The sequence below is a fragment of the Nocardia thraciensis genome, assembly GCF_054782435.1.
Window position 1 is genome coordinate 178,181 of sequence record NZ_BAAGSM010000010.1, and the last position, 13,628, is coordinate 191,808.

General features: G+C 69.3%; 13 protein-coding genes. 8 read left to right on the forward strand and 5 right to left on the reverse strand.

The genetic code is table 11. The features are described 5' to 3' along the window. Positions 1–193: 193 nt before the first annotated feature. The 5 genes from ACYVLQ_RS03940 (at position 194) to ACYVLQ_RS03960 (ending at position 4,847) form a co-directional block, all read left to right on the forward strand. Positions 194–1,252 carry a DNA-directed RNA polymerase subunit alpha gene (locus tag ACYVLQ_RS03940; RefSeq protein ID WP_068020676.1) on the forward strand — a complete coding sequence of 353 codons (1,059 nt, stop codon included), beginning with the start codon at positions 194–196 and terminating at the stop codon, positions 1,250–1,252. Between the two features lie 44 nt (positions 1,253–1,296). Continuing rightward, entirely contained in the window at positions 1,297–1,866 is a 570-nt protein-coding gene (gene rplQ / locus ACYVLQ_RS03945; RefSeq protein ID WP_460695979.1) for a 50S ribosomal protein L17, read from the forward strand. Between the two features lie 94 nt (positions 1,867–1,960). Continuing rightward, on the forward strand, positions 1,961–2,959 hold the full coding sequence (locus ACYVLQ_RS03950; protein ID WP_460695980.1) for a tRNA pseudouridine synthase A: 999 nt from the start codon (positions 1,961–1,963) through the stop codon (positions 2,957–2,959). 119 nt (positions 2,960–3,078) lie between these two features. Beyond that, complete coding sequence (locus ACYVLQ_RS03955) at positions 3,079–3,963, forward strand: hypothetical protein (protein ID WP_460695981.1); 885 nt, start codon at positions 3,079–3,081, stop codon at positions 3,961–3,963. 50 nt (positions 3,964–4,013) lie between these two features. Continuing rightward, a complete protein-coding gene (locus ACYVLQ_RS03960; RefSeq protein WP_460696179.1) occupies positions 4,014–4,847 on the forward strand; it encodes an LLM class F420-dependent oxidoreductase in 834 nt (277 codons plus the stop codon). A gap of 36 nt (positions 4,848–4,883) precedes the next feature. On the opposite strand, the gene ACYVLQ_RS03965 is transcribed toward ACYVLQ_RS03960, so the two are convergent. Next, positions 4,884–5,216 carry a metal-sensitive transcriptional regulator gene (locus ACYVLQ_RS03965; RefSeq protein WP_460695982.1) on the reverse strand — a complete coding sequence of 111 codons (333 nt, stop codon included), beginning with the start codon at positions 5,214–5,216 and terminating at the stop codon, positions 4,884–4,886. A 125-nt stretch (positions 5,217–5,341) separates the two neighbouring features. On the opposite strand from ACYVLQ_RS03965, the gene ACYVLQ_RS03970 reads away from it, so the two are divergent. Continuing rightward, positions 5,342–6,151 (forward strand): S-methyl-5'-thioadenosine phosphorylase, encoded by an 810-nt coding sequence (locus tag ACYVLQ_RS03970; protein ID WP_460695983.1) that lies wholly within the window; start codon positions 5,342–5,344, stop codon positions 6,149–6,151. Between the two features lie 44 nt (positions 6,152–6,195). Here the strand turns inward: ACYVLQ_RS03970 and ACYVLQ_RS03975 are convergent, their stop codons facing one another. Beyond that, complete coding sequence (locus ACYVLQ_RS03975) at positions 6,196–7,263, reverse strand: GAF domain-containing protein (RefSeq protein ID WP_460695984.1); 1,068 nt, start codon at positions 7,261–7,263, stop codon at positions 6,196–6,198. A gap of 62 nt (positions 7,264–7,325) precedes the next feature. Between ACYVLQ_RS03975 and ACYVLQ_RS03980 the strand changes: the two genes are divergently transcribed. Beyond that, positions 7,326–7,886 (forward strand): NADPH-dependent FMN reductase, encoded by a 561-nt coding sequence (locus ACYVLQ_RS03980; protein WP_460695985.1) that lies wholly within the window; start codon positions 7,326–7,328, stop codon positions 7,884–7,886. Between the two features lie 15 nt (positions 7,887–7,901). On the opposite strand, the gene eccE is transcribed toward ACYVLQ_RS03980, so the two are convergent. After that, entirely contained in the window at positions 7,902–9,548 is a 1,647-nt protein-coding gene (gene eccE / locus ACYVLQ_RS03985) for a type VII secretion protein EccE (protein WP_460695986.1), read from the reverse strand. Positions 9,549–9,658: 110 nt separating this feature from the next. Here eccE and eccB point away from each other — a divergent pair, with 110 nt between their 5' ends. Further along, entirely contained in the window at positions 9,659–11,170 is a 1,512-nt protein-coding gene (eccB, locus tag ACYVLQ_RS03990) for a type VII secretion protein EccB (RefSeq protein WP_460695987.1), read from the forward strand. 4 nt (positions 11,171–11,174) lie between these two features. Here the strand turns inward: eccB and ACYVLQ_RS03995 are convergent, their stop codons facing one another. Both ACYVLQ_RS03995 and mycP read right to left on the reverse strand, forming a co-directional pair. After that, complete coding sequence (locus ACYVLQ_RS03995) at positions 11,175–11,969, reverse strand: potassium channel family protein (protein ID WP_460695988.1); 795 nt, start codon at positions 11,967–11,969, stop codon at positions 11,175–11,177. A 236-nt stretch (positions 11,970–12,205) separates the two neighbouring features. Next, positions 12,206–13,627 carry a type VII secretion-associated serine protease mycosin gene (mycP, locus tag ACYVLQ_RS04000; RefSeq protein ID WP_460695989.1) on the reverse strand — a complete coding sequence of 474 codons (1,422 nt, stop codon included), beginning with the start codon at positions 13,625–13,627 and terminating at the stop codon, positions 12,206–12,208. Position 13,628 lies beyond the last annotated feature (1 nt).

Consider the following 13,628-nt stretch of genomic DNA (forward strand, 5'->3'; position numbering starts at 1 on the left):
TATCCCGAACTCGTCATCCTCGGCAGACGACTCCCTGTCATCCCGGCACGCTTTTGGCCGGGATCCAGATTCCGGCCAAAAGCGTGCCGGAATGACGGAGGGACGTGACGCCGGGATGAGGGAGAGGGGACGCCGCGGGAAGCCCCAGTTCGTGGGCGTCAAATAGCGGGCGCCCCTGAAGGAGGAGATCCTCATGCTGATTTCACAGCGACCGACGCTGACCGAAGAGGTCTTGGCGGAGAACCGCTCGAAGTTCACCATCGAACCGCTCGAGCCGGGCTTCGGCTACACCCTCGGCAACTCGCTGCGCCGCACCCTGCTCTCGAGCATCCCGGGCGCCGCAGTCACCAGCATCCGCATCGACGGCGTGTTGCACGAGTTCACCACCGTCCCGGGCGTGAAGGAGGATGTCACCGACATCATCCTGAACCTCAAGGGCCTGGTCGTGTCGTCCGAAGAGGACGAGCCGGTCACCATGTACGTGCGCAAGCAGGGCCCGGGCACCGTCACCGCCGGTGACATCGTTCCCCCGGCCGGTGTCACGGTCCACAACCCGGACATGCACATCGCCACCCTGAACGACAAGGGCAAGCTGGAGATCGAGCTCGTGGTCGAGCGCGGTCGCGGCTACGTCCCTGCCGTGCAGAACAAGGCCTCGGGCGCGGAGATCGGCCGGATCCCGGTGGATTCGATCTACTCGCCGGTGCTGAAGGTGACCTACAAGGTCGAGGCGACCCGTGTCGAGCAGCGCACCGACTTCGACCGGCTCATCCTGGATGTCGAGACCAAGAACTCGATCTCCCCGCGGGATGCGCTGGCGTCGGCCGGTAAGACCCTGGTCGAGCTGTTCGGCTTGGCGCGTGAGCTCAACGTTGAGGCCGAGGGCATCGAGATCGGCCCCAGCCCGGCCGAGGCGGATCACATCGCCTCGTTCGCGCTGCCGATCGAGGACCTGGACCTCACCGTGCGGTCGTACAACTGCCTCAAGCGCGAGGGTGTGCACACCGTCGGCGAGCTGGTGGCCCGCACCGAGTCGGATCTGCTGGACATCCGCAACTTCGGGCAGAAGTCCATCGACGAGGTGAAGGTCAAGCTGCACTCGCTGGGCCTCTCGCTGAAGGACAGCCCGGCCTCCTTCGATCCGTCGAGCGTCGTCGGCTACGACGCCTCCACCGGAACCTGGAGCGACAGCGGCTCGTTCAGCGACACCGACCACGGCGAGCAGGACTACGCCGAAACCGAACAGCTCTAGGCCGTACGGGCCAGTCCCGGGGCCTTTCCTAAGGAGAACAACCAATGCCCAAGCCCAAGAAGGGTGCCCGCTTCGGCGGGTCGGCGTCGCACCAGAAGGCGATCTTCGCCAATCTGGCGACGGCGCTTTTTGAGCACGGTCGGATCACGACCACCGAGGCGAAGGCCAAGGCGCTGCGCCCGTACGCCGAGAAGCTTGTCACCAAGGCCAAGGCCGGTTCGCTGGCCGACCGCCGCGAGGTGCTCAAGGTGATCCGCAACAAGGATGTGGTGCACGAGCTCTTCGCGACCATCGGACCGTCGTTCGAGGGCCGCGAGGGTGGCTACACCCGGATCATCAAGACCATGCCGCGCAAGGGTGACAACGCGCCGATGGCGATCATCGAGCTGGTCCGGGAGAAGACCGTGACCAACGAGGCCGATCGCGCCCGTCGCGTCGCCGCGTCGCAGAAGAAGGTCGAGGAGCCGAAGGCCGAGGAGGCCAAGGCTGAGGAGGCCAAGGCTGAGGAGGCCAAGGCTGAGGAGGCCAAGGCTGAGGAGGCCACCGAGGCGAAGGCCGACGAGGCGACCGAGGCCGAGGCCCCGGCTGCCGAGGAGAAGGCCGACGAGAAGTAGAACTCATGGCGATGCCGAGCGCTGGCGAGGCATCGGCAGGAGTGAGCCCGCCGTCCCCTCCGGGTCGGCGGGCTTCTCTCATGCTAACCAGGAGATGGCTGTGACCAGTCCGGATTCGGACCGGCGAACCGTTGCGATTCGAGTACGACTCGCTATCGCCTATGACGGCACCGATTTCACCGGCTGGGCCCGGCAGCCGGGCCTGCGCACGGTGCAGGGCGTGCTCGAGGAGACGCTGAGCAAGGTGCTGCGCGAGCCGATCCAGCTCACCGTCGCGGGCCGCACCGATGCCGGGGTACACGCCGAGGGGCAGGTCGCCCACTTCGATACCACCGCGGAGTTCGACGGGCCCAAGCTGATTCACCGCCTGGCCCGATTCCTGCCGAAGGATGTGCGGGTCACCGGGATTCGCCTCGCCCCGCCTGAATTCGACGCTCGTTTCTCTGCGATTCGCCGCCATTACGCCTATCGCCTGACCACCGCGCCGTATGGAGCAGATCCGCTGCGGGCGCGCGGCGTCGTGCCCTGCCGTCCGGTGGACCTGGATGCGATGCGGGAAGCCTCCCGAAAACTGCTGGGGCTGCACGATTTCGCGGCCTTCTGTCGTCGCCGCGAGGGCGCGACCACCGTCCGCGAGCTGCAGCGGTTCGACTGGGTCTCCTCCCCGCTTTCCCGTATCGAGGATGTTTCCCGGCCTTCCCGTATCGAGGATGTCTCCCCGCTTTCCCGCATCGAGGATGTTCCCCCGTCTTCCCGGCGAACGCCGGGATCGAGCCGGGACCTTCCGCTCGAAGGCGCCGCCGAATCCGGGCACCTGCTGACCGCCTACGTCAGTGCCGACGCCTTCTGCTGGTCCATGGTCCGCAGCCTGGTCGGCGCCGTGCTGGCCGTGGGGGAGGGCCGCCGCACGCCCGACTGGGTCGCCGGGCTGCTGCACGAGCGCGAACGGTCCAGCTCGGTCACCGTGGCCCCCGCGCACGGACTCAGCCTCATCGCCGTCGATTATCCGGCGGACGTCGATCTCGCCGCCCGCAATCTCCAGACCCGCGAAAAGCGTACGGCCCCACCTGAACTCGGCTGCTGCGGCGGCTGAACCCGCTGCCCGATCCGGACCGGCGACCATCGGGACCGCGGTGGGCGGTAATACTCGGTGAATCCCACACGCGCGTTGGTGGTGGGTGCGACGCGCCAGGGATGGCAGACTCGCGCAACATGAGTCCGGTGAGTCGTGGCCGTAAAGGCAAGAAGAACAAGAAGCAACAGGTTCGCGAGGCCGAGCCGGTCGCCTCTCCGGAAGTCGGTGCGGTCGACGTCGACGAGGTCGACGTCGGCATCGACAGAAGCGGATTCGAGGAGCTCGTCGACGATATCGAGGCCACCATCGCGCGGCTGGAGGACGTGGACGACCCGGTCGACGGGGAGTATCTGGCGGCCTCCCTGCTGGCCGCGACCTACGGCACCCCGGAGTACGACGAGGCGTTCGCGAGCATGTTCATCGATGAAGGGGTACGGCAGGCGGGACCCGGCGGCCTGGCGTTCCTGCGGTGCATCGCGGCGCTGACGCCCGAACCATCGCGCACGGCCGCGCTGCGGGCGGCGGAGCATCTGGCCGCGGCCGGGGTCGAGGCCCCGGCCTGGGTGGCCGAGCTCGCGCAGCCGACCACGGCGGGCGAGTATCTGCGCTGGACGACGGCCGACGGGCAGGGGTCGGTACTGTACGGCAGCTTCGAGCGGGCCGGACGCCGGGACGGTGTCCTGCTGTTCGTCGACGACGAGGACTGCGGCGCCGCCAACGACCTGGCCCCGTTCATCGGCGAGGGCCTGGCCGAGGCGCGCCGCCTGACCGACGAACGCGAATCCGCGCCCGGCGAGCCGATCGCGGCGGACGAATTCCGGTGGCAGGTCGAGGCCGCGCTGGCCGCGCGGGCCCTGCACGAGCGAGCCGCCCTCGACCTCGGCATCGAACCGGAGACCCCCGAGGACGAGGACGACGTGCCGCACGAGGTCACCGACGTGGTCCTGCGGGCCCGACTACGAGTCCTGCCCATGCCCGCCAAACCCCTTCCCGTACACGTACATCCGGGCATTTCCGGGTAACCGGCCGATCGCGTGGAATAGGAACGAAGGTAGTGGAGTTCGCCATCGATATGACGATTCAGGGACTCGGACGGTTTGCGGTGTGGCGGTACTTCTCGGGGTTCACGCCCGAGAACGCGCGGGAATTGGAGGCGCTCGGTTACGGCACATTGTGGCTGGGCGCCTCGCCGGGGGCGGACCTGCCGGTGGTGGAGTCGCTGCTGGAGGCCACCGAGACGCAGCGGGTCGGCACCAGCATCGTGAACATCTGGTCCTCGCCCGCCAAGCAGGTGGCCGAGTCGTTCCATCGCATCGAGGCGCGGTTCCCGGGGCGCTTCATTCTGGGGGTCGGCGCGGGTCACCCCGAGCACGACGCGGTCTACCGCAAGCCTTACGACGCACTGGTCGAATATCTGGACGAACTCGACGAGGCGGGCGTGCCGAAGGAGCGGCGCGCGCTCGCCGCCCTCGGCCCGCGCGTGCTGGAACTGGCCCGCGATCGCACGGCGGGCGCACTGCCGTATCTCACCACCCCCGAGCACACCCGGCAGGCCCGCGAGACGCTGGGCGCCGACACTCTGCTGGTCGCCGAGAACAAGATCACGCTGGATACCGACGTCGACCGGGCCCGCGCCACGGGCCGCGGCAGCGTCGGGTTCTACCTCGACCTGCAGAACTACGTCGCCAACCTGCGCCGCCTCGGCTTCACCGAGGAGGACGTGACCAAGCCCGGCAGCGACCGCCTGATCGATGCCCTGGCCCTGCACGGCACAGCCGACGAGATCGCCGACGGCCTCGTCGCCCACCTCACCGCCGGAGCCGACCAGATCGCCGTCCAGGTCCTCGACGACGACTACATGGCAACCCTGCGCGCCCTCGCCCCCGCCCTGGCCGCGCGCGTCTGACCCAGGCCTCACCCGACGTGGGTACCGGCGAGTGCCTTATGAGCGGACGAGGCGGGCGATGGCGTCGGTGGCCTCTTTGATCTTGGCGTCGGCCTCCGGGCCGCCCTGGACCGCGGCGTCGACCACGCAGTGGCTGATGTGGTCCTCGAGCAGGCCCATCGCCACCGCCTGCAGGGCCTTGGTCATCGCTGATACCTGGGTGAGGATGTCGATGCAGTACTTTTCCTCCTCGACCATGCGCTGCAGGCCGCGGGACTGGCCCTCGATGCGGCGCAGCCGCTTGAGGTAGTCCTCCTTGGCGGTGATGTAGCCGTGGGTAGCGTGGTCGTGGCTGGGTTGTTCCACCGCTATGGTCTGGTCCTCGGTCACCGGCTGCTTCCTCACTCCCGCCCATCGCCTTCAATACCCCCCTAGGGTACACGGTTCGGTCCGGCTTGTCAGCGCACGGCGGACCTGGGCGAAACGCGGGGCCGGGGTGCGCGAGAATCGGGGGCATGAGTTCGGTTCCCCGGCCCGCGCTGGCCATCATCGGCGGCAGCGGCTTCTACGACTTCTTCGGCGACGACGCGACCACGCTCGATATCGACACGCCCTACGGCGCGCCGAGCGCGCCGATCACCGTCGGAGAGGTCGGCGGGCGGCAGGTGGCCTTCCTGCCGCGGCACGGCCGCAAGCACGAGTACTCCCCGCACACGGTGCCGTACCAGGCGAACATGTGGGCGCTGCGCTCCATCGGCGTGCGCCGGATCTTCGCGCCGTGCGCGGTCGGCAGCTTGCGCGCCGACTGGGGTCCGGGCACCGTGGCGGTGCCGGACCAGCTGGTGGACCGAACCTCCGGCCGGGCGCAGACCTACTTCGACAACGGCGGCGTCCACGTCTCCTTCGCCGATCCCTACTGCGACGAACTGCGCACGGCGGCAACGCGATCCGCCGTGGACGAGCTGCCGATGAGGTCCGCGGGGACGATGGTCGTGGTGCAGGGGCCGCGGTTCTCCACCCGTGCGGAGAGCCGCTGGTTCGCCGCGCAGGGCTGGGAACTGGTGAACATGACCGGGTATCCCGAGGCCGTGCTCGCTCGTGAGCTCGAGATGTGCTATGCCGCAATAGCTTTGGTCACGGACCTGGACGCCGGGCTGGAGGCCGGTGACGGCGTGAGCGCCGCGGCGGTATTCGCGGAGTTCGAACGGAACCTGGTGCCGTTCAAGAAGCTTGTCCGCCAGGCGGTGTCGACGGTGGACGGTACCGGCGCCTGCGAGCGCTGCCGTGTCCATGCCGGGGTGTCGCTGCCGTTCGAACTACCCTGAGCCCATGCGCAGGCGGGCGATGGCCCATCCCTGAGGGAGGGGCATCAGGTCTCCTGGCCAGACGCCGATCGCAGATCGATGCGGATCAGGGCGAACTGGGGTGGCCCGGTATCCGGCGGGCCGGAGGGAAGCGGCGACACCTCGACGTCGACGGTCAGCCAGTCGCTGTCGGTCGCGGCCAGGCGCAGCCCGGCGATCGTGCACACGGGCACGCCGGAACGCAGGTCGTCGCGCGCGGCCAGGATTCGCGCCCGATCGTCGGGGTGCGGCAGCGTGCGCTCGTCGGTGTCTCCGGTCCAGCGCAGGCCCGGGATCGGGTCGCTGATCCAGCGGATCACCCGGACCCGGGCGGTGTCGACCACCGCCAGATAGAGCCCGGGATTGGTGTTGACCAGCGTGTCCACCGTGGCCGCCTCGAACGATTTGCCCTGCGGCGGAACGCTTTCGGTCACATCGGCGAGCAGCCCCCGCCAGCATTGCGGATCGTCGGCGGCATTGCGGGCCGCGATGAGCAGGGTGCGCAGACCCACCGGGGTGCGTACGGTGCAGGTGCCCGACCAGCGCGATCCCGGCTCGGCCTTGGACACGGTCGCCACCAGGTCCAGCCCGCCGTCGAAACGTTCGATGTGCTCGAAGGATTCGGCGCCCGTCCATACCGAGCGGCCCCGGTCGAAGGCCGGTCCCAGCCCGGCCGAGAGCACCTCGGTGCGGCGGGTGCGCGCGTCCAGCAGGAACGGCGCCACCGGCGGCCGCGGCGCGGCGCCGCCCGCCCGGAACTGCACGCCGTGGACACAGCCGTCCGGCCCCGCCACGGGCACCGCCCGCGCGGGCTGCCGCGACCACGAATGCCTGGATTTCGGCAGCTCGCGTTCCACCGTGCGGCCGGTGGCGCGCGCGGCGGCGACCAGGGGCAGGAGTCGCGCGGGAACGGTGCGCGCCAACGATTTCCATTGGCGCGGCGCGGTACCGACCGCCAGCACCGACCAGGTCTCGGGTCCGGCGAGCGTCTCGATCAGCAGCCATTCGCCGACGATCATCGCCACGTCCCCCTCTCCGAATTCTCCGGTTTCCTGTTCTGCGGTGATAGCCAGCGAATATCGTGCACCATCCACGGCTCGTGTGGTGACAGGGTGGCGATATCCGCCCCCGGCGTCGGCGCGGCTACGCTCGCGTCATGGAAACCCCGCTGCGCCTCGAGGTCATCGTCGCCAGCGTGCGGCCGGAACGGTTCGCGCCAGTCGTCGCCGACTGGTTCCTGCGCACGGCGCGGGCCTACCCCGAATTCGATATCGGGGTCATCGATCTGATGGACACCCCGCTGCCCACCGACCTGTCGCCGACGCTGCAGGCCCGCGCCTATCGCGAACGGCTCGCGGCCGCAGACGGTTTCGTCGTCGTCACCTCCGAGTACAACCACGGCTATCCGGCCTCGCTCAAGACCGCCCTGGACACCGCGAAGCACGAGTGGCGGGCCAAACCCATCGGTTTCGTCGGCTACGGCGGCCTGTCGGGTGGTCTGCGCGCCATCGAGCAGCTGCGCCAGGTGGTCGCCGAGATCCATATGGTCTCGATCCGCGAATCCGTCAGTTTCCACGAGGCCAAGCGCAAGTTCGACGCCGACGGGAATACCGAGGACGGCGCCGCGAAGGACGCCGCCCAGCGCCTCCTCCGCCAGCTGTCCTGGTGGGCCCGCCACCTGCGCGTGGCTCGAGCCGCCGATCCGTATCCGGGGTGACCGCGTAGGCCTGATCTACTGGCTCGCCATGGCCCGCCGCTGGCCGCGCGGCTGGCCGATGTAGGTGGTTTCACGGGGGATCGACACCAGGGTGAGGTCGACCTGGGCGGTCCCGGTGCGCAGGATGACGTGGTTGCCGATCGCGCCGGGCTGGTGGATCTGCAGGTCCGGGCGGGTGGCGGGCCAGCCCATCGGGTCCCCGGTCACGTAGATGGTGGTGACACCGGCGTGCGGGGCGGGCGCCAGCACGCCGTCGACCACGGCGGCGGTGAAATTCGCGTCGCTCTGGTGGGTTTCGACGGCGATGGTCAGCCGCTCCGGGTTGCCGATCGTCTCGACCAGCTGCTGCCAGGCCTGCGGCCGGTCGGTGCGGATGAGGATGCGCTCGCCGACGGCCAGCGCCCGGAACACCAGCTGCTGCGCCAGATACAACTCACCGGCCACGTACACGGTCGAAATACCCTGTCCGACAAGGCGGATCGCGACGCCGTTGCCCTCGTCGTCGGAGCCGATCAGCTGACCGCAGCCCGACGACGGCAGGTGCAGCGCCCCGACCACGTCGATCGGGTACTCGCCCAGCGGCACCGTGTCGTCGACGTCCGGGATGCCGATCGGCAGGTGCGCCAGCAGGCTCTGCCGATGTCGGCCGTGCAGCGACACCATGCCCTTGCGCCGCTGCTTCTCCGGCAGTTCCCGGGTGGTCAGGCGCCAGGCGGCGCCGACGTTCACCTCCGCGGCGGAGCTGCCCGGCCGCAGCCGCACGGCCACCGTGGTGCCGCGCGAGGGCGACACCCACAGCTGTGCCAGCAGGTCCGAACCCAGCTGCTTCGGATCGACGGCCGCGCCGATGTTGACGCCGTTGCCGAGTTCGGCGTAGCGCCAGCGGTGACTGAGCGTGCGCGCATCGATGCCCGCGGTGACCTGCAGTACCGCCTTCTTGATCTCGGGCGCGGTCAGCACGCGCGACGCGCAGTCGGCGTCCTCCAGCGCGCGCACGATGCGCTGGGTCGCGATGGTGACGGCGCGGCAGGCGCCCGCGGTCCCGCCGCCGCGGCGGTCGGCCGCGTCCGGGCAGGTCAGCGCGTCGAAGCTGATCGCCAGCCACACCGTGCGGTGCGCGGTGGCGGGCAACGGGCCCAGCAGCGATTCGTAGATCGGCCCGGCGGGTGTACCGGAGCGGCTGCGGTGCCCGTGGCTGATGATGTCGATGCCGCTGAGCAGGATGTCGTGCTGGTTCAGGCACTGCGCAAGCTCGGGCAGCGGCAGCAGGTGCGAGGCGTGCACGGTGTTGCGGTCGATGCGGGTCAGCCCGCCCTTAGGCGGCAGCACCTCGACCACCGCCACCACGCGGCTGCCCTCCCAGTACAGGCCGAGCGAGCGGCCGTCGGGACCGCGGAAGTCGACGGTGTCACCGAGCCGGTAGTCGCGGCGGGTGCGGTACCGCCATATCGTCGCGATCCAGTCGGCCAGCGTGCGCTTGCCGAACGGGATCAGCACCAGCAGTCCCGCCCCGATCGCCGCGGCCAGGGCGTACCACCACGGCACGCCCACGACCAGCACGATCACCCCAACCACTAGTCCGAACAACTGCGCCACCAGCAGATTCGGCAGCGAGATCCGTCCAAACAGCGGGCGGTTGTGCGTGCCGCTCGGTTCGGCCATCGTCGTCCCCCAGGTACCCGGTGTCGGCCATTTCGACGGCCGAACTGAACTTCAGTCCCGGTGAACTGTACTGTGTTGTGCGGACGTGAGCACTGTTCGGGGGAGCCTTTATGCCTTCAAGACCCACCACTCGCTGGCAGGTGAGCGGTTACCGCTTCCTGGTGCGGCGGATGGAACACGCCCTGGTACGACGGGATGTGCGCATGTTGCACGACCCGATGCGCTCGCAGTCGCGGGCGTACACGGCGGGGCTGGTGCTGGGCATCGTGGCGCTGGCGGGCTGCGGCGTGCTGGCGCTGCTGCGCCCGCAGGGGGCGATCGGCGACAACAAGATTCTCCTCGGCAAGGACAGCGGCGCGGTGTACGCCGTCATCGACGGTGTCGTGCACCCCGCCCTGAACCTGGCATCGGCGCGGCTGGCGGTCGGCGAGCCCGCCAAGGCGGAGTCGATCAAGGAGTCGGAGCTGGCCAAGAAGCCGCGCGGCACGCTCATCGGCATCCCCGGCGCCCCCGCCTCGCTGAACTTCGACACCGGCGGCAAGGGCCGGGTCTGGACGATCTGCGACGAGATCAGCAACGACGGCAGCCGCGGCCTGACCACGACGGTGCTGGCGGGCGACCCGCTGCTGGGCGAGAAGGCCTCGACCATGGGCCGCGATGCGGCCCTGCTGGTGAAGGGCCGCGACGCCACCTACCTGATCTACGACAACCAGCGCGCGCGGGTCGATATGACCGACCCCGCCGTCACCAACGCGCTGAAGATTCGCGGCATGACGCCCCGCCCGGTCAGCGAGGGCCTGCTGAACTCGATCCCCGAGGTGCTGCCGATCGTGCCGCCGAAGATCGACGATCCGGGCGGCCTGCCCTCCTATTCGCTGGGCAGCAGCCACCGCATCGGCGACGTGGTGCACGTCGACACCAAGGATCAGTACTTCGTCGTGCTGCGCGACGGCATCCAGGCGGTGTCGCCGCTGACCGCCGACATCATCCGGAACTCGAATCCGACTGTGTCGCAGAATGCTTCGATCACCCAGTACGACAGCACCAACGCGCCGCCGACCAGCGAACTGCAGGTGTCGAAGTACCCGGAGCTCGCGCCGAGGATCGTCGACACGAAGGATCAGCCGGTGGGCTGTCTGTCGTGGAAGCCGATGGCCGGCGCCGCCGAGAAGTCGGATGGCAGCAGGCATGCCGAGTTGTCGCTGATCACCGGCCACATGCTGCCGCTGCCCGACAACTCGAAGACGACGCCGCTGGCGCGGGCCGACGCGTCGGGCCCGAACGTCGACGCCTTCTACTCCACGCCCGGTTCCGGGGTCTTCGTGCAGACCACGGGCATCGAGCCGGACAGCCAGCGCCGCGACAGCCAGTTCTTCATCGCCGACACCGGGGTCCGCTACGGCATCAAGGACAACGAGGCCGCCAAGGCCCTGGGCATGGATTCGGAGAAGGCCAAGCCCGAACCGGCCCCCTGGCCGATCGTCGGCCTGCTCGCCCCCGGCCCCACCCTCGGCCGCCAGGAGGCCATGGTCGCCCACGACGGCGTGGCCCCCGACCCGAACCCCGCCAAGGAACTGGTGAAATCCAAGGACGACAAGACCGCGGTCACGGGCCAGAACTGAGCGATCAGGCCCGCGGCGGCATCTCGTTCGTGTGCAGTGCCGCGACCTCGGAGCGCAGGGCGCGGATCTCCTCGATGAGCTTGCCTACCTCGATGTCGGTGCGTTCGGTGGATTCCTCGACGGTCTTCAGTTGGTCCAGGACCCAGCTGGTGGTGGTGCCGATGGCGAAGCTGATCAGGCCGATGCCGAAGGTCATCAGGATCAGGGCGACCAGGCGCCCCTCGGTGGTGACCGGGTAGTAGTCGCCGTAGCCGACGGTGGTCACCGAGACGGCCGCCCACCACAGGGCGTCGCCGAAGCTCTGGACCTTGGCGTCCGGGGCGCCGTACTCGGCGTCGAACATCGCCAGGCTGCATAGGAATACGACCAGCAGCGAACTCACGCCGACGAAGATCGACAGGCGCATGCGGCTGAACGTATTGCGATTCAGCGTGTCCAGCACCAGCAGGGCGGCCCGCAACAGGCGCAGCGGGCGGATCGGCGGCAGTATGACGATCAGCAGTTCGAGCGGGTGGGTGCGCAGGAAACGCCAACGCCGCGTGGACAATCCGACCCGGATCGCGAAATCCGCCGCGAAGATCACCCAGATCGTGATGTCGGCGGCCGTCAGCCAGGTGTCCAGCGCCGGTGAGGCCCCGGTATCGAGGACGTGCCAGGCGTAGACGCCGAGAAAGGCGACCGCCAGCACGCCCATCGGGATATTGGTAGTGCGTTCCCAGGCCACCCGGCGGCTCACCGCCGCCGGATTCGCCGGAGGGGAGAGCGCTTCGGAGCCTGTGTGAATACCGGTCTGAACCATGCGGATACTGCCTTGATCGATCGTCGGGCAGCCGCGGAACGGCCGACCGTGGGGTGCATCGAAACTATCGCCGGTCGCGTAGTCCTCGATACCGATGAATTCGGGACGGGAAGGAAGTCGCAACCATATGGAGACGATCGATCTCGTCGAACTGTACGACCAGCAGGCCATGAGCTGGGACGAGGTCCGGGCCCCGGCGACGGTCGCGGCAAACACCCGCCGGCGCTTCGACCAGCTCAGTCCTCGCGGACCCCGAGGCGGCGGCGGATCGGGAACGACGCCAGATATCCCAGTACGAGCAGCAGCGCGATCACGCCGGTGCCGATCAGGGCGACGTTGCGGGCGGTGTTGTCCGGCGGCGGCGGGGCCTGGGGCACCGGCAGCTGCAGGCTTTTGGCAGGGCTGGGGCGCTTGGGCGGCAACTGATTCGGGACCTGGGCGGTCAGGGCGGCGACCGGATCGACGGCGCCGTATCCGAGGAAGGGATTCCAGCCCTCGGCCGGGGCGTGCGCGGTGGCCTCGATGCGCTGGATCACCTCGAGCGCGCTGAGTTCGGGGAAGCGGGCTCGCACCAGCGCGGCCACCCCCGATACATAGGGCGCGGCGAAGCTGGTGCCCTGCAGTTGGGCCTGCTGTCCCTGGCCCTGCGGACTGACCGTCCCGACGGCGGTGCCTTTACTGCCGCCCTCGTCGAAATGCACGTCGAGCGAGACGATGTCCTCACCGGGCGCCGCCACGCCCACCCACGGTCCCGGCACGGTGAATTTCGACGGCTGGCCGTTGCGGTCGATCGAGCCCACGGACAGCACGTAGTCGTCGTAGCGCGCGGGCGAGACGTTCATATTGACCTTGCTCCACGGGTCCGCGGCCGGATCCAGCGGATCGAGCACCGGATTGGTGCCCTTGCATTTGTCGTTGTTGCCCGCGGCGGCCACCACCACGACATTCTTCTCCAGCGCCGCGTACCGGACGGCGGCGCCCAGTTCCGAATCCTCGATCGTGGTGTTGCAGGCCACCTCGGACACGTTGATCACCGACGCGCCCATGTCGGCGGCGCGGCGCACCGCGGAGGCCAGCGTGCGGGTATTGCCGTAGCCCTCGGGCATGGCGTCCGGCGCCTGCTCCCGGGACTTGCCCTTCTCCTGATACTGCGAACTGGTCTGCCGGATGGTGAGGATCTGTGCCTCGGGCGCCACTCCGGCGAAGCCCTGGCCGGGTTCCTCACTGGCAGCGATGATTCCGGCCACGACCGTGCCGTGCGAATCGCAGTCCTCGGTGCCGTCGCCGGTGCTCACGTAGTCGCCGCCCGCGATGAGTCCCGGCAGTCGGGGGTGCCGCGCGACGCCGGTATCGATGACGGCGACCAGTTGCCCGGCCCCCTTGGAGAACTGCCAGGCGTGCGGAAGGTCCAGCGCGCGTTGCGGTGTGGGGATGGTCGGCCCGTCGCCGCCCCACACGGTGCCGACCGGGCAGACCGAGTTGGCGTTGCGCTCCGTCGCGCCCGGCGGCGCGGCATTACCCGCCGGTGGCGCCGCGCCCGGCGGTACCACGGGTTTGTCCGCGAACGCCGATCCGGCGCCCACCGATACGCTCATTCCCAGCGCGGCGGCCGCCGCGACGACGCGAACCACGTTGCGCCCGAACATCTTCGGTCTCATG